20 protein-coding genes are annotated in these 19,152 nt (G+C 65.3%); 8 read left to right on the top strand and 12 right to left on the bottom strand.

The genetic code is table 11. From position 1 onward, the window contains the following. Positions 1–45 precede the first annotated feature (45 nt). Positions 46–2,544, top strand: a complete 2,499-nt coding sequence (gene gyrB / locus LSQ66_RS23225) for a DNA topoisomerase (ATP-hydrolyzing) subunit B (RefSeq protein WP_231767535.1) — start codon at positions 46–48, stop codon at positions 2,542–2,544. Between the two features lie 77 nt (positions 2,545–2,621). Here gyrB and LSQ66_RS23220 read toward each other — a convergent pair whose 3' ends face one another. Then, complete coding sequence (locus tag LSQ66_RS23220; RefSeq protein ID WP_231767534.1) at positions 2,622–3,395, bottom strand: SDR family oxidoreductase; 774 nt, start codon at positions 3,393–3,395, stop codon at positions 2,622–2,624. 149 nt (positions 3,396–3,544) lie between these two features. Between LSQ66_RS23220 and gstA the strand changes: the two genes are divergently transcribed. From gstA to LSQ66_RS23205, 3 genes are read left to right on the top strand one after another with little or no spacing between them, the layout of a single operon-like run. Next, complete coding sequence (gstA, locus tag LSQ66_RS23215; protein WP_231767533.1) at positions 3,545–4,168, top strand: glutathione transferase GstA; 624 nt, start codon at positions 3,545–3,547, stop codon at positions 4,166–4,168. Further along, complete coding sequence (locus LSQ66_RS23210) at positions 4,165–4,917, top strand: SDR family NAD(P)-dependent oxidoreductase (RefSeq protein ID WP_231767532.1); 753 nt, start codon at positions 4,165–4,167, stop codon at positions 4,915–4,917. Before gstA ends, LSQ66_RS23210 begins: the two co-directional genes overlap by 4 nt. Further along, positions 4,914–5,801, top strand: a complete 888-nt coding sequence (locus LSQ66_RS23205) for a sigma-70 family RNA polymerase sigma factor (protein WP_231767531.1) — start codon at positions 4,914–4,916, stop codon at positions 5,799–5,801. The genes LSQ66_RS23210 and LSQ66_RS23205 overlap by 4 nt, the downstream gene beginning before the upstream one ends. Here the strand turns inward: LSQ66_RS23205 and LSQ66_RS23200 are convergent. After that, positions 5,798–7,075, bottom strand: a complete 1,278-nt coding sequence (locus LSQ66_RS23200) for an MFS transporter (RefSeq protein ID WP_231767530.1) — start codon at positions 7,073–7,075, stop codon at positions 5,798–5,800. The genes LSQ66_RS23205 and LSQ66_RS23200 overlap by 4 nt on opposite strands. Before the next feature lie 164 nt (positions 7,076–7,239). Between LSQ66_RS23200 and LSQ66_RS23195 the strand changes: the two genes are divergently transcribed. Further along, the gene (locus tag LSQ66_RS23195; RefSeq protein ID WP_231767529.1) at positions 7,240–8,511 is read left to right on the top strand and encodes a sodium/glutamate symporter; all 1,272 of its coding nucleotides are present in this window, start codon (positions 7,240–7,242) and stop codon (positions 8,509–8,511) included. Here the strand turns inward: LSQ66_RS23195 and LSQ66_RS23190 are convergent. Genes LSQ66_RS23190 through LSQ66_RS23155 form a run of 8 tightly spaced genes read right to left on the bottom strand, consistent with a single transcriptional unit; the run spans position 8,508 to position 14,750 of the window. Further along, complete coding sequence (locus LSQ66_RS23190; protein WP_231767528.1) at positions 8,508–9,767, bottom strand: NAD(P)/FAD-dependent oxidoreductase; 1,260 nt, start codon at positions 9,765–9,767, stop codon at positions 8,508–8,510. The genes LSQ66_RS23195 and LSQ66_RS23190 overlap by 4 nt on opposite strands. Positions 9,768–9,776: 9 nt before the next feature. Beyond that, positions 9,777–10,076, bottom strand: a complete 300-nt coding sequence (locus LSQ66_RS23185; protein WP_231767527.1) for a c-type cytochrome — start codon at positions 10,074–10,076, stop codon at positions 9,777–9,779. 11 nt (positions 10,077–10,087) lie between these two features. Continuing rightward, positions 10,088–10,846, bottom strand: coding sequence for a sulfur oxidation c-type cytochrome SoxA (gene soxA / locus LSQ66_RS23180; protein ID WP_231767526.1), 759 nt, complete (start codon positions 10,844–10,846; stop codon positions 10,088–10,090). Next, on the bottom strand, positions 10,843–11,169 hold the full coding sequence (gene soxZ / locus LSQ66_RS23175; RefSeq protein ID WP_231767525.1) for a thiosulfate oxidation carrier complex protein SoxZ: 327 nt from the start codon (positions 11,167–11,169) through the stop codon (positions 10,843–10,845). Before soxZ ends, soxA begins: the two co-directional genes overlap by 4 nt. Continuing rightward, positions 11,169–11,612, bottom strand: a complete 444-nt coding sequence (locus tag LSQ66_RS23170; protein ID WP_231767524.1) for a SoxY-related AACIE arm protein — start codon at positions 11,610–11,612, stop codon at positions 11,169–11,171. Before LSQ66_RS23170 ends, soxZ begins: the two co-directional genes overlap by 1 nt. Next, positions 11,609–12,058: a sulfur oxidation c-type cytochrome SoxX gene (soxX, locus tag LSQ66_RS23165; RefSeq protein WP_231767523.1), complete on the bottom strand. Its 450-nt coding sequence runs from the start codon at positions 12,056–12,058 to the stop codon at positions 11,609–11,611. The genes LSQ66_RS23170 and soxX overlap by 4 nt, the downstream gene beginning before the upstream one ends. A gap of 17 nt (positions 12,059–12,075) precedes the next feature. Next, entirely contained in the window at positions 12,076–14,253 is a 2,178-nt protein-coding gene (locus tag LSQ66_RS23160; protein WP_231767522.1) for a xanthine dehydrogenase family protein molybdopterin-binding subunit, read from the bottom strand. Further along, positions 14,250–14,750 carry a (2Fe-2S)-binding protein gene (locus tag LSQ66_RS23155; RefSeq protein ID WP_231767521.1) on the bottom strand — a complete coding sequence of 167 codons (501 nt, stop codon included), beginning with the start codon at positions 14,748–14,750 and terminating at the stop codon, positions 14,250–14,252. Before LSQ66_RS23155 ends, LSQ66_RS23160 begins: the two co-directional genes overlap by 4 nt. A 158-nt stretch (positions 14,751–14,908) precedes the next feature. On the opposite strand from LSQ66_RS23155, the gene LSQ66_RS23150 reads away from it, so the two are divergent. Both LSQ66_RS23150 and LSQ66_RS23145 read left to right on the top strand, forming a co-directional pair. Next, positions 14,909–15,523, top strand: a complete 615-nt coding sequence (locus LSQ66_RS23150) for an OmpW/AlkL family protein (RefSeq protein WP_231767520.1) — start codon at positions 14,909–14,911, stop codon at positions 15,521–15,523. Positions 15,524–15,676: 153 nt separating this feature from the next. Beyond that, positions 15,677–16,612: an alpha/beta hydrolase gene (locus tag LSQ66_RS23145; RefSeq protein WP_231767519.1), complete on the top strand. Its 936-nt coding sequence runs from the start codon at positions 15,677–15,679 to the stop codon at positions 16,610–16,612. Here LSQ66_RS23145 and LSQ66_RS23140 read toward each other — a convergent pair whose 3' ends face one another. Continuing rightward, positions 16,613–17,083, bottom strand: coding sequence for a DUF2244 domain-containing protein (locus LSQ66_RS23140; RefSeq protein ID WP_231767518.1), 471 nt, complete (start codon positions 17,081–17,083; stop codon positions 16,613–16,615). Between the two features lie 174 nt (positions 17,084–17,257). On the opposite strand from LSQ66_RS23140, the gene LSQ66_RS23135 reads away from it, so the two are divergent. After that, a complete protein-coding gene (locus LSQ66_RS23135; protein WP_231767517.1) occupies positions 17,258–18,910 on the top strand; it encodes a methyl-accepting chemotaxis protein in 1,653 nt (550 codons plus the stop codon). Here LSQ66_RS23135 and LSQ66_RS23130 read toward each other — a convergent pair whose 3' ends face one another. Beyond that, on the bottom strand, positions 18,911–19,144 hold the full coding sequence (locus tag LSQ66_RS23130; RefSeq protein WP_231767516.1) for a hypothetical protein: 234 nt from the start codon (positions 19,142–19,144) through the stop codon (positions 18,911–18,913). Positions 19,145–19,152 lie beyond the last annotated feature (8 nt).

The raw sequence follows: 19,152 nt of genomic DNA, 5'->3' as shown, positions 1-19,152 counted from the left end.
GGCCAGCAGCTCCCGATTCAATCAAGTTATTTGAGAAAGCAGTCCATGTCCGAAAGCCAAAACGAACCACAAGTCCAGGCCAAGTCCGAAGAGTACGGCGCCTCGTCGATCCAGATCCTGGAGGGTCTGGAAGCAGTCCGCAAGCGTCCCGGCATGTATATCGGCGACACCTCGGACGGCACCGGCCTGCACCACCTGGTGTTCGAGGTGCTGGACAACTCGATTGACGAAGCGCTGGCCGGGCACTGCACGGAAATCCACGTCACCATCCACTCGGACAACTCGATCTCCGTCACCGACAACGGCCGCGGCATTCCCGTGGGCCTGAAGATGGACGACAAGCACGAGCCGAAACGCTCCGCCGCCGAAATCGTGCTGACCGAGCTGCACGCGGGCGGCAAGTTCGACCAGAACGCCTACAAGGTGTCCGGCGGCCTGCACGGCGTGGGCGTGTCCTGCGTGAACGCGCTGTCCAAACTGCTGCGCGTAACCATCCGCCAGAACGGCAAAGTGCACCAGATGGATTTCGTGCGCGGCATTCCGCAGAACCGCGAAATCGAAATGGTCGACGGCGTGGCCGTATCCCCGATCAAGGTGATCGGCGAAACCGACAAGCGCGGCACCGACGTGCACTTCTGGGCCGACGAAGAAATCTTCACGCACGTGGAATTCCACTACGAGATTCTGGCCAAGCGTATCCGCGAACTTTCGTTCCTGAACAACGGCGTGAACATCAAGCTTTCCGACCAGCGCACCGGCAAGGAAGAGCTGTTCGCCTTCGAGGGCGGCACGCGCGGCTTCGTGGAGTACATCAACAAGGCCAAGAACGTGCTGCACCCCACCGTGTTCCAGGCCACGGGCGAGCGCCAGTCGGACCAGGGCACCACCATTTCGGTAGACGTTTCCATGCAGTGGAACGACGCCTTCAACGAACAGGTGCTGTGCTTCACCAATAACATTCCGCAGCGCGACGGCGGCACCCACCTGACCGGCCTGCGCGCCGCCATGACGCGCGTGATCAACAAGTACATCGACGAGAACGACTTCGCCAAGAAGGCCAAGGTGGAAATCTCGGGCGACGACATGCGCGAAGGCCTGACCTGCGTGCTCTCCGTGAAAGTGCCGGAGCCGAAGTTCTCCTCGCAGACCAAGGACAAGCTGGTGTCTTCCGAAGTGCGCGGCCCGGTCGAAGAGATTGTGGCCAAGACGCTGACGGACTTCCTGATGGAGAAGCCGAACGACGCCAAGATCATCTGCGGCAAGATCGTGGAAGCGGCGCGTGCGCGCGAAGCGGCCCGCAAGGCGCGCGACCTCACCCGCCGCAAGGGCGTGATGGACGGCCTGGGCCTCTCGGCCAAGCTGGCCGACTGCCAGGAAAAGGATCCCGCGCTGTCCGAACTGTACATCGTGGAGGGTGACTCCGCAGGCGGCTCGGCCAAACAGGGCCGCGACCGCAAATTCCAGGCCATCCTCCCGCTGCGCGGCAAGGTGCTGAACGTGGAAAAGGCGCGCTTCGAGAAGATGCTCTCCTCCGAGCAGATCACCACTCTCATCGCAACGCTGGGCACCTCCATCGGCCCGGATGAATTCAACGCCGACAAGCTGCGCTACCACCGCATCATCATCATGACCGACGCGGACGTGGACGGCGCCCACATCCGCACCCTGCTGCTCACGCTCTTCTACCGCCAGATGCCGCAGCTGGTGGAGCGCGGCCACATCTACATCGCCCAACCGCCGCTGTACAAGGTGAAGGCCGGCCGCGACGAGCGCTATCTGAAGGACGACCTGGAAGAAGCGGGCTACATGATGAACGTGGCGCTCAACACCGCCGTGCTCACCCCGCGCGAAGGCGCGGAGCCGATCCAGGGCGAAGCGCTGGGCGAACTGGCGCGCCAGTACAACCTGGCCAATGCCGTGATGACCCGCCTGACCCGCGTGATCGACCGCGCGGCGCTTACCGCCATCATGACCGGCGTGGCGCTGAACCTGGACACCGTGGACGGCGCCCAGGCATCGGCACAGGCACTGGCAGCGAACATGAACGACAGCAGCGTGAAAGTCTCCGTGCGTTCGGACGAAATGTCCGAGAAACACGCGCTGGTGATCGAGCGTATGCATCACGGTAACGTGAAAGTCAGCGTCATCGACGCCGACTTCGTGCAAGGTGCGGACTACGCCGTGCTGGCCAAGGCCGCTGCCACCTTCACGGGCCTGATCGGCGAAGGCGCCTTCGTGCGCCGCGGCGAAGGCGAGCGCACCAAGGAAAGCGCCGTGGTGGACTTCCACCAGGCCATGCAGTGGCTGCGCGACGAAGCCGAGCGCACCGTGTCCAAGCAGCGCTACAAAGGTCTGGGCGAGATGAATCCCGAGCAGCTGTGGGAAACCACCATGGACCCGACCGTACGCCGCCTGCTGAAAGTGCAGATCGAAGACGCCATCGCCGCCGACCAGATCTTCACCACCCTCATGGGCGACGACGTGGAACCACGCCGCAACTTCATCGAATCGAACGCGCTGCGCGCAGGGAATATCGACGTGTAAGCGCTGTCATAGCGGTTTCACGGTAAAAAATAGGGGCGCATGCCCCTATTTTTTTGTCATTGCATCTGCCGCCGATTTCAGTGAGTGGATGCGGAATCAGCCCCTGCCTTCGCGAGGCGGAGCCATTCGTCGAGACCAATGCGGCCGAGGCGCGCCTCGCCCAGGGGCACAAGCGAATGTTCCTCGACGCGGCCGCCGAAGTATCGCGCCTCCGGATCCCGCACCACCTCATGCTGGTCGCCGACCGCCTTCAGATAGCGGGCGACAAACTGATTGAACGGCGCGCGCTCCGGGCCGGCGATCTCGACGATCCCGTTGCTCGGCGCCGCGAGGGCCAAGTCGGCAACAAAGGCGGCAACGTCGTCCGACGCGATGGGCTGGAAGAAGCCTGGCGACAGCCTGACCACGTTCCCATCCGTATTCGACGCGGCAATGCCGCCGAGGAATTCCATGAACTGGGTTGATCGGATGATGGTGTATGGAATGCCCGAAGCCTCAACCAGTTTCTCCTGCGCAACCTTGGCGGAAAAATAGCCATTACCGGGCATCCGGTCGGTTCCGACGATGGACAGCACCACATGGTGCCGCACGCCGGCCGCAGCTTCCGCCGCCAGAAGGTTGCGGCTGGACGTCTGGAAGAATTCCAGCACCGCCTGGTCTTCCCAGGACGGGGCGTTGGCGAGGTCAATTACCACTTGAGCGTCGGCCATGGCCTCCCGGAGCCCCTCTCCCGTTATGCTGTTCACCCCATTGCTGGGTGAGCCAGCGACCACCTCGTGCCCGCCCTGCCGCAGAATGGCGACGGCCTTCGAGCCGATCAGCCCGGTACCGCCGATGACGACGATCTTCATGATTTGCCTTTCGATTAGATTAAGAACACGCTCCAGGGGTCTCCCCATACCTGTTAGACGGTCCGCGGAAGAAATTTGTGACAGTTGACTCTTTTTGCTGGCCTCAAACGTCCTGGCTATATCCCTAGTCAAAACCTCTGGAGGTCGTAATGAAGCTTTACTTTAGTCCCGGCTCATGCTCGCTGGCCCCGCATATCGTTGCCCGCGAGGCATCGCTTCCGTTTGAACTCGTGCGGGTCGATCTGGCGACCCACAAGACTGCAGACGGGGAGGATTTCTACAAGATCAACCCGCGCGGCTACACCCCTGCGCTGGAGGTGGACGGCGAAGTGCATACCGAATCGGCGGCGCTCGTGCAGTACCTCGCCGAGATGGCGCCGGAAGCCCATTTGATGCCTCCCAGGGGCACGGCGGAGCGCCAGCGCATGAAAGAATGGCTGAGCTTCATCTCGCTGGAGGTGCACAAAGCGATCAGCCCGTGGCTCTTCCAGTCCACCACGGCTGAATCCACCCGGCAGGCAATTCACGAGAAGCTCGCCATCCGGTTCGCGGAGCTCGATGCGCTGCTCGAAAAACAGCCTTTCCTGACCGGCAGCAGCTTCACCGTCGCTGACGCCTACGCCTTCACCATCGTCAACTGGACGAATTTCGTGAACATCGATCTGGCGCCTTACCCCTATCTCCGCGCATACATGAAGCGAATCGCCGAGCGCCCGAAAGTGCAGGAAGCGCTTCACGCCGAAGGCCTCAGTGCGGAAGGAGGCAAGGCATGAACGTCAGGGACAAGCACGTAGTGGTGACCGGCGGGAGCCGGGGCCTGGGCCTGGGCCTGGTGGAGGCGCTGGTCGAACAGGGCGCCAAGGTCACTGTGGTCGCGCGCGGCGCGATCGGGCTGGACGCGGTACGCACCCGGCTGGGCGTATCGACCATCAGCGCGGATATCACCGACCGGGAGGCGGCGCAGCGCATCCTTACGGAAACCAGCCCGGACCTCCTGGTACTGAATGCGGGCGCGAAACCTCGCATGGGACGGCTGGATCAATTGAGCTGGGAGGATTTCTCCGCTCCCTGGAACGCCGACGTCAAAGCAGGGCTGTACTGGCTGCAGGCGGCGCTCAAGCTGCCGCTCAAGCCTGGGAGCCGCGTTCTCGTCGGGTCGAGCGGCGCGGGGCACGGCGGGTCGCTGCTCTCCGGCGGCTACGCCGGCGCCAAGCGCATGCTCTGGTTTATGGCGAAATATGCCAACAGCATTTCACAGCAGGAAGGCCTCGGCATCCGGTTCCAGGCCATTCTGCCGATGCAGATGGTCGGCGGCACTGGCATCGGCGATACGGCAGCGGAAGCCTATGCGGTTTCCATGAGCATCCGGCGCGAGGAGTTCCTGGCGCGCTTTCCTGTGATGTCTCCGCGCGAGTTCGGCGATAAAGTGATTTCCGTGCTGGACGATCCGCAGTATGCTGGAGGCCTTGCCTTCGGCATCAACGGCGATGGCATCAACGTCCTGGAGGAAGCGCCAGCTTGAGCACAGAACAGTCTTCAACGACACGCGACGCGGGACTTGCAGCCCTGGCCAATGAATTGCGGCCGGAGCTGCACCGCTACTGCGCGCGCCTGATGGGGTCCATCATCGAGGGTGAGGACGTGGTGCAGGATGCGCTCGTCCGCGCTCTCGAAGCCCTGCCAGAGCTGGACGACGCCACGCCTCTTCGTCCCTGGCTGTTCCGGATCGCGCACAACCGGGCGATGGACCTGCTGCGCAGCCGTGCGATCCGCAACGCCGAACCTATCGACACTGCCAACGACATCGTGGACCCGGACAATCCAGACCCTGCTGAGGCATTGCTGCGGCAAGACGTGGTCAGGACTGCCGTGTCGCACTTCACGGAGCTGCCGCTTCACCAGCGCAGCGTCGTGATCCTGAAGGACGTGCTGGACGAATCGCTGGCCGAGATCGCGGCCCTCCTGAACCTCACCGTCGATGCGGTGAAAGGCCATCTGGCACGCGGGCGCGCGCAGCTTCGGACGATCAATGCCCAGGCCAGCGCCCCCCGGGCGGCGCGTCCACCGTCCGACGCAGTCGCGCAGTACGCTACCCTGTTCAATCAGCGCGATTGGGACGGGCTGCGTGCGCTGCTGGCGGATGACGTGAAGCTGCGCGAGTCCGCGCATCCTCTGCGCTCAGGCCGCGACGATGTGGGTCACTTCTTCACCATCTACGCCAAGATCGAAGGCCTGTGGCTCACGCCTGCGTGGATCGACGACCGCGAGGTCATTCTCGTTTTCGAGGACCGCAGCGATCCGAAGCCCAGCTACTTCATGTGGCTCGAATGGCGCGATGGCCAGATCACCTTCATCCGCGACTATCGCTACGTGCGCTACGTCGTCAGCGATCTGGAGACGTCTTAATCGTTCTCGGGGATGGGCTTCACCACGAGGAACTGATACGACATGGCGCCTGCGAAGGCGATGGCGGCGCCGGTCAGCAGGGCTGGCACGAAAGACCAGCCCTGCGCGATGTAGCCCGTGAGAACCGGCGCGAGTGCGCCGCCCAGGAAGCCGCCGAAGTTCTGGATCGCGCCGAGCGATGCGATGCGGCTGCGCGAGGCAACCACCGTAGCCAGCGACCACGCACAGGCCGACGAAGCGTTGGCGAGGAAGATCACAATCGAGATGCATGCAACCGCCACCACATTGCTCTCGGCGAGTGCAGCCGGAATCGTGAACGCCACCATGCCCAGCATGGATGCCACCACGGCTTTGCGGCGGCCCGTTACAGGCGACGCTGCGTTCCTGGTCACCCGGTCGGAAGTCCAGCCCGCGATGAGGGCTCCTGCGAAGCCGCACAGGAAGGGGATGGATGCTGCCACGCCCGCATAGGCAAGGTCCATGTGGCGCTCCGTGCGCAGATAGCCCGGCAGCCAGGTGAGATAGACCCAGTTCAGGTAGACGGAGCCGAAGAAGCCGAGCATCATGCCCCAGGTGGCACGGTGCCGGAACAGGGCGCACCACGCGGCGAAGCTGGTTTTCGGTGCGGCTTCGCCCGGCGCATCCGCCTCCAGGTATGCGCGCTCATCGTCGGACATGCGCTCGCGGACCGGGTCGCGGTAGAGGGAAACCCACACCAGCGCTGCCACCAGGCCCAGCGCGCCCGTTACGAAGAAGGCCCAGTGCCAGCTCGATGCGGCGATCAGGGGAGGCAGCAGCAGGGGCGCAAGCGCAACGCCCAGCGGCGAGGCCGAGTTATAAATGCCTGTGGGCGTGCCGCGCGAACGGGCGGGGAACCAGTTGCTTACTACCCGCGCCGCCGCCGGGAACTGCGGCGCCTCGCCGATGCCGAGTGCGATGCGCGCAATCACAAAGTAGCTGAAGGTCGATGCAAGGCCGCCCGCAGCCTGCGCCAGAGACCACACCACAAGGCCCATGCCGAGCAGCCAGCGCGGTCCTATTTTGTCCACCAGCGCGCCAACTGGCAGCTGGCACAGCGCATAGCTCCACGAGAATGCCGAGAGCAGCAGGCCCATTTGACCGAGGGAGAGGCCAAGGTCGGCACGAATGTATTCGTTGGCGACGGCCAAGGTGGCGCGGTCCAGGTAGTTGATGACGCCGCAAACTACAAGCAGCACCAGCGCCAAAGTCTGGCTGCGGCGGATTCGGGGCGGAACGTTGGCGGCGTGGCTCATTCAGGTGACAGGTGGTTTCAAAATTCGGCCTATTGTAGACGTGCGCCCGCGGCTGCCGGTCATATTTTTTGGCTTCTTCCGCTTTTTGCCAAAGGTCAGCCGCGGTTTGACATCGCCAGGACGCTCGGGAATACTGGCCGGATTCCGTTCCTGCCCTGGCTACTATGACTGCGCCTCTCTCTCCGTGGTTCCTGCTCCTGCTGGCCGTCCCGGTCCTCCTTCTGGGTGAATTCGTTCTCCGCCGCGTTCCTGTCCTTGCACGCTTCAATATCCCGGTGCCGGTGGTGGGAGGACTTCTGTTCAGCCTTCTCTGCCTGCTGGTGCAGCTCGCGGGCTGGGGCACGGTATCTTTCGGGTCGAAGGTGAGCGAAGGCTGGTGGACCTGGCTGGTGACGCCGGATACGGAATGGCTGTCGCGTCCCGCGAAAAACCTGAACCTGCCGCTGCTGATCGGCTTCTTCACCTGCGTGGGCCTCGGCGCGCCGCTGCGAACGCTGCTTGGCGGTGGACGCATGCTCGTGGTGCTCCTGGTCGGCACCACCGTCCTGGCTGCGCTGCAGAATGCCGCAGGTGTTGCCGTCGCATCGGCCATCGGCGCGCCTGCCCTGCTGGGCGTGGCCTGCGGTTCGCTCACGCTGGTCGGGGGCCATGGCACGGCGCTCGGATTCGCCCCACGCTTCGAGCAGGCGGGCCTCGAGTCGGCAGCCGCCATCGGCGCGTCGGCGGCCACCTTCGGCCTCGTGGCGGGTGCGCTGCTTTCCGGTCCGCTGGGAGCCTGGCTGCTGCGCGGCCGCGCCGTTCAGTCTCCGGCCGCGGGCGACACGGCGCGGACCAGTGTGGCCAGCTTCCTCGGTGATGCGCGCGCCCTTGCTGCGTTGGGGCGTAGCGCGCTGCTTCACGGCCTGCTCATCGCCTTCTGCATCAAGGCCGGTGCGTGGGTCAGTTTCGGCCTGGACAAGGCAGGCCTTGCGCTGCCTGCCTATATGGGGGCGCTGCTCCTCGGCTTTATCATTCGCGCCATTCACGACGCCGCTGGGTGGCGCTGGCTGGATGGCAGCGTTATCGGCCGCTGGGCGGCGGTGCTTCTGCCGCTCTTCCTCGCCGTGACGCTCGCCTCGCTGAACCTGGCCGACCTGGCCAAGGTGGCGGGACCGATGCTTCTCATTCTGCTTGTGAACATTGCGCTCACGCTGCTCTTCGCAGCGCTGGTGATCTGGCCTTTGCTTGGCCGCGACCATGAAGCGGGCGTGGGCACCGCGGGCCTTGCCGGTTACGGCATAGGCTCCACCGCCACCGCCGTGGCGGCGATGGACGCGATCACGCGCCAACGTGGGCCCGCGCCGCGCGCCACCACCATCGTTCCACCCACCGGTGGCTTCCTGATCGACCTGACCAACGCGCCGGTAATCAGCGCGTTCATCCGGGGCCTGAGCTAGCTTAGCGTGTCGGACCAGATATTCCTGGCCCAGCTCATCGCATACACGCCTTCCGTTTCGCTGGGCCCGCCGGATACGCCGCCCGAGCCGGGAACCACCAGCAGGGTTTTCTTCTCCGCGTTGTAGGCGTGGACCGAGGCGACATGGATCACGTCCTTGTCGCTGACAAAGCTGTAGCAGGTGTTTGTCAACATTGGCACGGCCTGGGGCTCGCGGCCGTTAAGCAGATCGACCACTGCGGCTGCGCACACCTTCGCGTGCTGGTTGGCCATGTGGGCCGACTTCGGCATCAGCGGCGCTGCCTGGATGGCGTCGCCGATCACGTGGACCTTCGGCGCGAGCACCGATTCGAAGGTTCGGAAGTCCACCTCGCACCAGCGCTGGCCTTCCTTCATCAAGCCCGTTTGCGTGGCGATGGCGCCCGCCCGGTGCGGGGGAATCACGTTCAGCACATCGGCCGCCTGCCTGTCGCCCAGTTCGGAGATCGCTGCGTTGCCTGGCGCGTCCACGTCCACGGTGCGGAAGCCGGGATGGTATTCGACGATGCCGCCATAGCGCTCCTTCCACACGCGCTTGAACAGCGCGCCCTTGGACACCACGTCTTCGTTCGCGTCCAGCACCAGCACCTTCGACTTGGGCTTGCGGCGGCTGAAGTAGAAGGCGATCTGGCAGGCGCGTTCATACGGTCCCGGAGGGCAGCGGTAGGGGGCAAGCGGAATCGTGATCGCGCATACGCCGCCGTCGGGCATGGCGTCGAGCTGGGCGCGCAGGGCGATGGTCTGGGCTCCGGCCTTCCAGGCGTGAAGCACCTTGTCCTGTGCGGTGGAGCTCATCATGCCTGGCAGTTCGTTCCACAGGAATTCGATGCCGGGAGAAACGATAAGGCGGTCGTACAGCAGCATGCTGCCGCCCGTGAGCACCACGGTGCGCTTCTGCGTATCGACGCGCGCGGCGGAGTCGCGCAGGATGCGCACGCCGTGATTGCGCACCAGCGATTCGTGGCTCATGGTGAGTTCGTGGATGCTTTTCGAGCCGCCCAGCACCAGGTTCGACAGGGGGCAGGAAATGAAGGTGGCGTTCGGCTCCACGATGGTGACGTCGATCTCGCCACCGCTCCACATGCGGATGTACTTGGCGGCCGTCGCTCCGCCGTAGCCGCCGCCGATGACGACGACGTGAGGCTTTGCGGGCACCGCTACGCTGGCGCAGCCGGTGGCGGCGAGGGCGGAAGCGAGAAGGAATTGGCGGCGTTCCATGGCGCGCTCCTATTTGCGCTGCGTGGCGAACCACGCTGCGATCTGTTCCAGCTGCTCGTCCGTATAGCCTTTCGCGAGCTGGCTCATGATGGTGGATGGCGCGCTGCCCGCCTTGAAGGCCTTGAGCTTGGCCACGAGCACATCGCGCGGCTGGCCTGCCAGCGCGGGCAGCGCGTTGCCGACCGTTTTGCCGTTTGTGCCGTGGCAGCCGCTGCATGTGGCGGCAAGGCGCGGCGCCAGGTTGGCGTCGGCCGCTGCGGCGATGCCTGCCAGGGGCAGCAGGAGCATGCATAGCGTCGTTCGTATCATCGGGACTCCTTTCATGGACGGACTCCAGGTGCTTCAAGCGGCATGCCCTGCGCGCGCAAGGCCAGCCAGGTTTCGAGATCGACAAGGTCCTGCGCGCCGAAGGGCGGCACTTCGGCCCGCACACCGTTCATGCAGTTGCGCAGGCGGCGCTGCAGGCTGCCCATGCCCTGCCATTCAAGGCGGTAGATGGGGTAGGCGCCCGCATGCCCTTGCGGGATCGGCGCGCCCGCCAGTTTCCGGCCCCAGTTGCTGTCGTGGCACTGGGCGCAGGACAGGTTGAGCTGGCCGATACGCTGCCCGAACAGTTTGCGGCCGCGGTCCGCTGCGGCGCTTGTGGCTGCGTCCTTCGGCGGGGTTATCGGCATGCCGCGCGACTGCAAGGCGATGAAGGCTTCCAGCCCAAGCAGCTCTTCGGATTCGGGCTTGAACGGGGCGGCCTTCTGCGCGCCCACCCGGCACTGGTTGATGCGCTGGCCGAGATTGACGACGTGGCCTGCCTGCTTGTCAAAGGCCGGGTAGCGCGCCGCTACGCCGCGCATGCTCTGTTTCGCGGGGCCATGGCAGGCGGCGCAGCTCCTGTCCGCCTTTCCCGCCTTCGCATTCCACAGGGTTTCGCCATTGGCGACCCACAGCATGGCAGGGTTCTGCAGGTCGTCGCGCTGCATGGCTTTTGTCGATTCGCTCATGAACTCGGCGCCGGAGCGGCGCGGGTCCTGCGCATGGGCGCACACGGCCGCCGCAAGCGCGAGAGCCGTCACTACGCGCTTCATGCGGGGCTCACCGTGAGGGACATGCGCTCGGTCTGCGCGAAGCCCTTGTCGCCTGCCCAGCTGAATTCTAGCGTTCCACTGTCGGTGGCGACAGTGAAGAAGGCGATATAGGGATTGGCCGAGATGGCGGGATGCAGCTCGGCGGCGAAGATGCGTTCGCCGTTGTAGCTGCAGCTGAAGCGGCGGATCACGTCCTGCGGCAGCAGCTTGCCATCGCTGCCGGGGCGGTAGCCCGTTTCCATGGGATGCGCGATCAGGGCACGGATCTCGATGATCTCGCCCTTCTTCGCCGTAGCAGGCATGTGGATCAGGGCGCGGGCCATTACGGCGCCTCCCCTTCCAGGCAGGCGGCCAGCGCCACGATCACGTCCACCGTATGCGTCCAGCAGCTGCCGTCGTTCATGCGGGCGATGGCAACAAGCTTCTGCGAAGTGGCGAGGCGGATGCGTGTGGAGACTTCAGCCTTGCCCGCGCGGGGGCCGAGCATGCAGCGAATGACTTCCGTTTCGGGATTGCGTTCGTTGAAGATGGCGATATCGGTCACGTGGTCGGCAGCGCTCATCGGGCTTTCGACTGTCACTGTGATGGGCACTGTGTTGCCGTTGTCGATCAGCTTCGCGATCTCCAGGTGAATGCGGCCCGGTTTCGGTGTTGCGTTGCCGGAGAAGGCTGCGATGGCGGCGGCCATGCGTTCCGGCGTGGCTGAGGCGGGCCGCACAAACGCCGTCAGCACCAGCCCTGCGAGAACCTCGCGGCGGCCGATCATGGCTTCGCCTCCCCGCGCAGGGTAAGCAGGTAGGCCACCACGTCCTCGATCTGCTGGGCGCTCAGGATGGATTTGCCCTGGTGCGCGGGCGCTACGCGCGCCAGGCCGGTGCTGCGGAAGTAGGCGGGCATGATGGTCTCGGGATTGATGCGGCTTGAATCGGCGATGCGCAGGCGCAGCTGCGCGGCGTTCCAGCGCGATCCAGCGCCCGCGAGGTCCGGCGCAAGGTCGCCCTGAAAGCGCTCCTCGGGAATCGGCCCGCTATGGCACAGCAGGCAGAGACCGAGCTGCCGGTTGGCGACGATGGCGCGGCCACGGGCAGCATCCCCTGCCGAGGCGCCCGGCAGGGGGTCGGGAATGCCGCCATCGCGCACGGCCAGCGTGGGCTGCGCACCCACGCTTCCTGCGGCAAGCAGGCAGGCCAGCGCCAGGGCTGAACGGATCATCGCTTTCGCGCCAGTCCTCAGGCCTTCTTCAGGCTGTGGTTCTTCAGGGGCAGGTCGCGAATGCGCTTGCCCGTGGCAGCGAAGATGGCGTTCAGCACGGCGGGCGCCGCCACGGCGATGGTCGGCTCGCCGACACCGCCCCAGAAGCCGCCCGACGGCATGAGAATGGACTCCACCGCAGGCATCTCGTCCATCTTCAGCACCTGGTAGGTGTCGAAATTGGTCTGCTCGATCTGGCCCTCCTTCAGCGTGCAGGCGCCGTAGAGCGCGGCGGACAAGCCGTAGACGAAGGAGCCTTCGATCTGCGCCTCCACCTGCTGCGGGTTCACCACGTGGCCCGGATCGGTGGCGGCAACGATGCGGTGGATCTTCAGCTTGCCGTCCTTGCTCACCGAAACCTCGGCGCAGGCGGCCACGTAGCTGCCGAAGCCCATTGCCTGCGCCAGTCCACGGTAGACGCCCTTCTTCGCAGGCTTGCCCCAGCCAGCCTTCTCGGCCACCGCGTTCAGCACTGCCAGGTGTTTCGGACTGTCCTTCATCAGCTTGCGGCGGAAGGCTAGCGGGTCCTGCTTCGTGGCGTGGGCGATCTCGTCGAGGAAGCATTCGACATAGATCGTGTTCTGGTTCAGGTTCACGCCACGCCAGAATCCGGGAGGAACAGGCGGATTGCGCATGGCGTGGTCGATCAGCAGATTCGGCACGCTGTAGGCGAAAGAGGATTCCGGGCCCGGGGGATTCAGGCCCTGGAATACTGCCGGATCCTTGCCGTCCTTGATCGCGCTCGGAATCACGTCCGCAAGGATGGACTGGCCCGAAATGCGCATGTGCAGCGCTGTCAGGTTGCCTTTCGCATCCAGGCCTGCGCTGAGCTTGCACTGGGTCGTTGGATGGTAGCGGCCGTGCATCATGTCTTCTTCGCGCGTCCAGATCAGCTTGACCGGCGTGCCTGGCATTTCCTTTGCGATCAGCACCGCCTGGCGCACCCAGTCGTGCGTGGCGCCGCGGCGGCCGAAGCCTCCGCCCAGGTGCACCTTGTAGACATCGCACTGCTTCTGGGGCAGGCCGGCCGCTTCCGACGTGGCGGCAAGCGCCGCTTCGCCGTTCTGGGTTGGGGTCCAGACCTCGCAGCGCTCAGGCGTCCAGCGCGCAGTGGCGTTCATCACCTCCATGGTCGCGTGGTTCTGGTGCGGGTAGGAATAGACCGATTCGATCTTGCGCACTGCCCCTGCCAGCGCCGCACGGGCGTCGCCATTACTGTTGCCGACTGCCGCACCGCCTGCATCCAGGCCTTCCTTCAGCATCGCTGCCACGTCGGCATTGGAGGTTTTGACGTTCGCGCCCTTGTCCCATTCGATCGGCAGCGCTTCGAGCGCCGTGCGGGCGCGCCACCAGGTGTCGGCAACCACCGCCACCGCGCTGTCGCCCACCTGCAGCACTTTCTTCACGCCAGGCTTGTCCTTGATGGCGTCCGCGTTAAAGCTTTTCACCTTGCCGCCGAAGACGGGGCAGTCCTTGATGGCGGCGTTCAGCATGCCCGGCATCCTGAGGTCCATGCCGTAGACCTGCTTGCCGGTGGTCTTGTCCACCGTATCCAGGCGCGCCAGGCGCTTGCCCGCGATCTTCCAGTCCTTCGGGTCCTTGAGCTTCACGTCCGTGGGCACCGGCAGCTTGCCCGCTGCGGCGGCCACCTGGCCGTAGGTCACCTTCCGGCCGCTCGGGGTGTGCGTGATGGTGCTGTTCGCAGCCAAGCATTCGCCCGCAGGCACATTCCACTGTGTGGCCGCTGCCTGCACCAGCATTGCGCGGGCGGCAGCGCCGCCTTTGCGCACATAGTCGTGCGACTCGCGCACGCCACGGCTGCCGCCCGTGGAGAAGCTGCCCCAGACGCGGTTGCGCGCCAGGTTGGTTCCGGGGGTCGGATATTCGGTAGTGACCTTGCTCCAGTCGGCGTCCAGTTCCTCGGCCACCAGCTGGGCCAGGCCGGTCAGGGTGCCCTGGCCCATTTCGGAACGGGCAATGCGGATGACGATGGTGTCGTCCGGCTTCACCACTACCCAGGCGTTGACTTCGGGCGGCATTGCATCCTGCGCCATGGCCTCGAAGGGAATGTGGAAGCCGACCATGAGACCCGCCGCAGCGGCGGCGGAACGGCCCATGAAGCTGCGGCGCGACGGAGAGGCGAGTTTGGCGCTCATGCTTTGCTCCCTTCCACGTGCTCGATGGCCAGGCCGGCCGTCTTCGGGTCGCCGCCGCGCGCAACGACGTGAATCGCCTTGCGCACGCGGTTGTAGGTGCCGCAGCGGCAGATGTTGGTCATGGCCGCGTCGATATCCGCATCCGTTGGTTTCGGTTTTTCCTTCAGCAGGGCAGTGGCGGCCATGATCATGCCGGACTGGCAGAAGCCGCACTGCGGCACGTCCAGCGCCGCCCATGCCTTCTGCACGGGATGCGAACCGTCCGGGGACAGGCCTTCGATGGTGACGATCTTCTGCTCGGGAGTCACGGTGGAGGCGGGACGCACACAGCTGCGGGTGGCTTCGCCGTCGATATGCACGGTGCAGGCGCCGCATTGGGCGATGCCGCAGCCGTACTTGGTGCCGGTCAGCCCCAACTGCTCGCGCAGCACCCAGAGCAGCGGCGTGTCCTCCTCCGCCTCGAATTCACGTACCTGTCCATTGACGTTCAACTTCATTCTTGTCTCCTGAGAGTGGGTTGTCCGGGTGCCAAGCGCAGCTATCTTACTCCGCTTTTTGGCCGGGCGTAATCAATCAGTCAATTTTGACTTGGATCAAAGTTTTTGTTGAGACAGATCAATAGACTGCGCTTGCCAATTGATGAAAAAGAGAGGAAATGATGAAACACGCAGTACTCGCAGCAATCGCCCTTGCCGCCGCCATGGCCGGCACGCACGCCTCGGCCGAAACTACGCCCTGGCAGGTGCGCGTGCGCGCCGTGCATATCGACCCGGCGGACAAGTCTGACCCCGTGGGCGGCGCCGGCGCGGCCAACCGCATCGGCGTGAGCAACAAGACCATTCCCGAGGTGGATATCAGCTACTTCGTGACGCCGCAGTTCGCGGCGGAACTGGTGCTCACCTACCCGCAGAAACATGATGTGCTCCTGGACGGCAAGGCAGTGGGCACCTTCAAGCACCTGCCGCCCACCCTGCTGGCCCAGTACCACTTCTCGCCGCAATCCGCCTTCAGCCCCTACATCGGCGCGGGTGTGAACTGGACCACCTTCTCGGCCAACCGCTTCCTGGGCGGCCAGGGCAGCCTGGAGCATGACAGCTTCGGCTTCGCGGCGCAGGCAGGCTTCGATGTGAAGCTTGGCCAGAACTGGTCGCTCAATGTGGATGTGAAGAAGATCGGCCTGCGTAGCGACGTGCTGCTTGGCGGTGCGCGGGTCAGCAGGGCGAAGGTCGACCCCGTCCTTGTCGGCGTCGGCGTGGGCTACCGCTTCTGATCATCCATACAAGTTTTCTCCAGCCTTTACCTGCCCCGGCTCCGGCCGCCGGCAGGTTTTTTTGCGGGCCAGCCCCGCCATCCTGCATTCTGTCGCACCGCCGAGACCCGCAGTCGGGCTCCTGGGTATGCTCGTCCATAACGATGGGAGAACATGATGGAACGACGCACCGTACTTGCCTTTGCAGCAGCGCTGGCCGTTGGGGCATACCGCATTGCCCCGGAAGCGAAAGCCGCTGGCAGCGGCTACGCCGTTGGTCAGCTCCGCACCGAATGGATGGAGAACATGCGGCGCCACACCGCAGTCGTGTACTACCCTGCCCGCGATGGCGGCGTGCACGAGGCGGCGCGCCGCTATCCCTTCCTCGTCTTCGCGCCCGGAATGAGCAAGCTCGCGGGGGACTACTCCGTGCTGCTGGAAATGCTGGCCGCCCAGGGCTTCGTCGTTGCGGCGGTGCGCGCGGCCAAGCCCGCCCGCAACCATAACCAGAGCGAGTACCTGACGATGACGCAGGACATTCTGGCCATGGCGCGCCGCATGCAGGCGCTGGCGCGCGACAGGAACAGCCCCCTGGGCGGACGCATCAACGTCAAAGGCTACGCCGCGTTCGGCCATTCGCTGGGCGGCGCCGCTTCCGCACTGGCGGCGGACTACGACAGCAGCATCGTCGCGGCGATGAACCTGGACGGCGACTATTCGGACAACACGCTGGACGCGAGGCCGCGCCAGCCCCTGGGCTACCTGGTCACGGAGCCGCCCGCTGGCGGAGGATGGATGGAGCGCTGGTCCCACAGCAAGTCGGAACACCGGCGCGAAGGGATATGGAAAGACGTGAGTTCGAAGTCTGCCGCGCCCTGCCGCCTGCGCGTGCGCGGCATGCTGCACGCGAATTTCGAGGACGGGGCAATCCACCCGGAGCTCAACAAGAACCGCCCTTACGGCAGCATCGACGGCCAGCGCGGCATCGCCATGACGGCGGCGCTGGTCAAGGCCTTCTTCCTGCCCTACCTGAAGGACGATGCGGCGTCCGCCAAGGCCGAACTGGCCGCCGTAATGGCGGACTACCCGGAGATTGCCTTCATGCCCTGATCAGCGGGGCGGCATGCCGCGTGCGCTGACCTCCTCGCGCAGCTGGCGGGCGAAGCGGCGGCGGCTCGCTTCCGGCAGGTAGCCGCCCACGTCCACTTTCACCCCGCGCGCCTCAAGGGTGATCAGTTCGCCCGGCGCTTCGATGCGCATCCAGTACAGGTCGAGCCGCGTGGCGAGCACCTTGCCGCCCACGGCCTTCTCGATCAGCAGGGAGCCGTCCTCCAGCACGATATGTTCGTGGTCGGCGGCATGGCGGCAGTAGACTAGGAAGGCCACGCTGACGGCCGCCATTTCGAGCGCGGAATAAGCCAGTACAAGCCACGCGCCATGCAGGGCGAAGAAGATACCTGTGCCGGCCGAGAGCCCCATCAGGATCGACCAGGCGGCAATGGTCTGGCGCGGCGTGAGCGAACAGTTCCGCTTCAGCAGCCATTCCCTGCGTTCCCCTGTGTCCGGCATATCGCGTTGCACGTCTGCCCCCCGTTTTTCGCCATTGTACGACCAGCCGCGCGGCGGCGGCGCAGCCCAGCAGTGAAGGCCTGATGTTGCTCTCCCGCGACACTTTGCGGGCAGATTGGGGCGGTGCTTTCTATCGGCTGCGGGTTTCGGGACAATAGCCTCACAGAGCATACCTTTGGGGACGACATGACGCTTGCCAACCTCCGCATCGGCGCCCGGCTTGGCGCCGGATTTGCAGCCACCCTCGGCCTGCTTATCGCAGTGCTTGTACTCGGGCTCACTTCGATGTCGCGCATCGGCGCCCACACGCAGGACATCGTACAGGACAAGAACGTGAAGATGGAGGCCGCCAACCAGATGGTGGACCAGGTGCGCAATATCGCCCTGTCGCTCACCACCATGCTGGTGACGCCCAGCAGCGCGGCGGTGGACGCGGAAGTGCAGAAGATCGCCGAGGCCCGCAAGCGGTATGCGGCGGCGAGCGAACAGCTGCGCAAGCGCCTCAGCACCGACCGCGAACGAGCCCTGATGGCGGCCGTGGACGAGGCCCTCAAGTCCGGCGCCGAGAAGAACAACCGCCTGATCCAGCTGCGCAAGGAAGGCGAGGTGCAGGATGCCGCCGAATACCTCATGCGCGAAACGGGTCCCAGCCTGGCCGCCGTGCTGAAGGCGCTGGACGCGCTGATCGACCTGGAAGGCGCGGAAGCGCGCAAGGCGGCGGAGAACGCCACGGCGGTGTACGACAGCTCGCAGACCACCATGATCATTCTCGGCCTGCTGGCCCTGGCGGTGGGCGCGGCCGTGGCCTATCTCGTCACGCGCTCGATCACGCGCCCCATCGAGGAGGCAGTGGGGGTGGCGGAGACCGTGGCCGCAGGCGACCTCTCCTCGCAAATCGAAGTGAATCGGCAGGATGAAACGGGCCGCCTGCTCTCCGCCCTGAAATCCATGAACGACGCCCTGCTCAATGTGGTGAGCCAGGTGCGCATGGGCACGGACACCATCAGCACCGCCTCGGCGGAAATCGCGTCCGGGAATATGGACCTTTCCTCGCGCACCGAGGAGCAGGCCAGCTCGCTGGAGGAAACCGCGTCCTCGATGGAGGAGCTGACGGCGACCGTGAAGCAGAACGCGGACAATGCCCGCCAGGCGAACCAGCTGGCGCGCAGCGCGTCCGAAGTGGCGGTGCGCGGCGGCTCCATCGTGTCGCAGGTGGTGGATACGATGGGCACCATCAACGAGTCCTCGCGCAAGATCGTGGACATTATCTCCGTCATCGACGGCATCGCCTTCCAGACCAACATCCTGGCGCTGAATGCCGCCGTGGAAGCGGCGCGCGCGGGCGAACAGGGGCGCGGCTTTGCGGTGGTGGCAAGCGAGGTGCGCAACCTGGCCCAGCGCTCCGCCGCAGCGGCGAAGGAGATCAAGGAGCTGATCACGGCGTCCGTGGCCAACGTGGACCAAGGTTCGCGCCTGGTGGACGATGCCGGACGGACCATGGGCGACATCGTGGACAGCATCCAGCGCGTGACGGACATCATGGGCGAGATCACCGCCGCCACGCACGAGCAGACCTCGGGCATCGAACAGATCAACCTCGCCATCGGCCAGATGGACGCGGTGACCCAGCAGAACGCGGCGCTGGTGGAGCAGGCGGCAGCGGCTTCGCAGAGCATGCAGGAACAGGCGGCCAACCTTGCCAGCGTGGTGGGCTTCTTCAAGACGGGCGCCTCGGCATCGCTTGCTGCACCGGTTCGCGTTGCGGCACGCGCGCCTTCGCCCAGCCGCCAGGTCGCCGTGCGCAAGGCGGAAGCGGCGGACGAGTGGGAGCAGTTCTGATCAGCGCTTCACGTGCACGCAGGCGTCCGGCACTGGCTTGGGCGGCCCGGCTTCGCTCACCAGCCAGCCGCTGAGGCGTTCGCGCAGCGACTCCATGCCGCAGGGGCCGGCATCCACCAGCATGGTCCTGCCGTCGCGCGACACCACCTGGACGTCGGCGCAGCTGCGCACGATGCCCTCGGCCTCGTCGGCGGAGAGTGTGGACTGGCGGGTCTGGCGGAGAATGAGGCGCATGCTGACAG

The sequence above is a fragment of the Massilia endophytica genome, from assembly GCF_021165955.1.
Taxonomy (GTDB): Bacteria; Pseudomonadota; Gammaproteobacteria; order Burkholderiales; family Burkholderiaceae_D; genus Rugamonas; species Rugamonas endophytica.
Note: the sequence above shows the minus strand (reverse complement) of the source record. Positions and strands in the feature narration are given on the sequence as shown.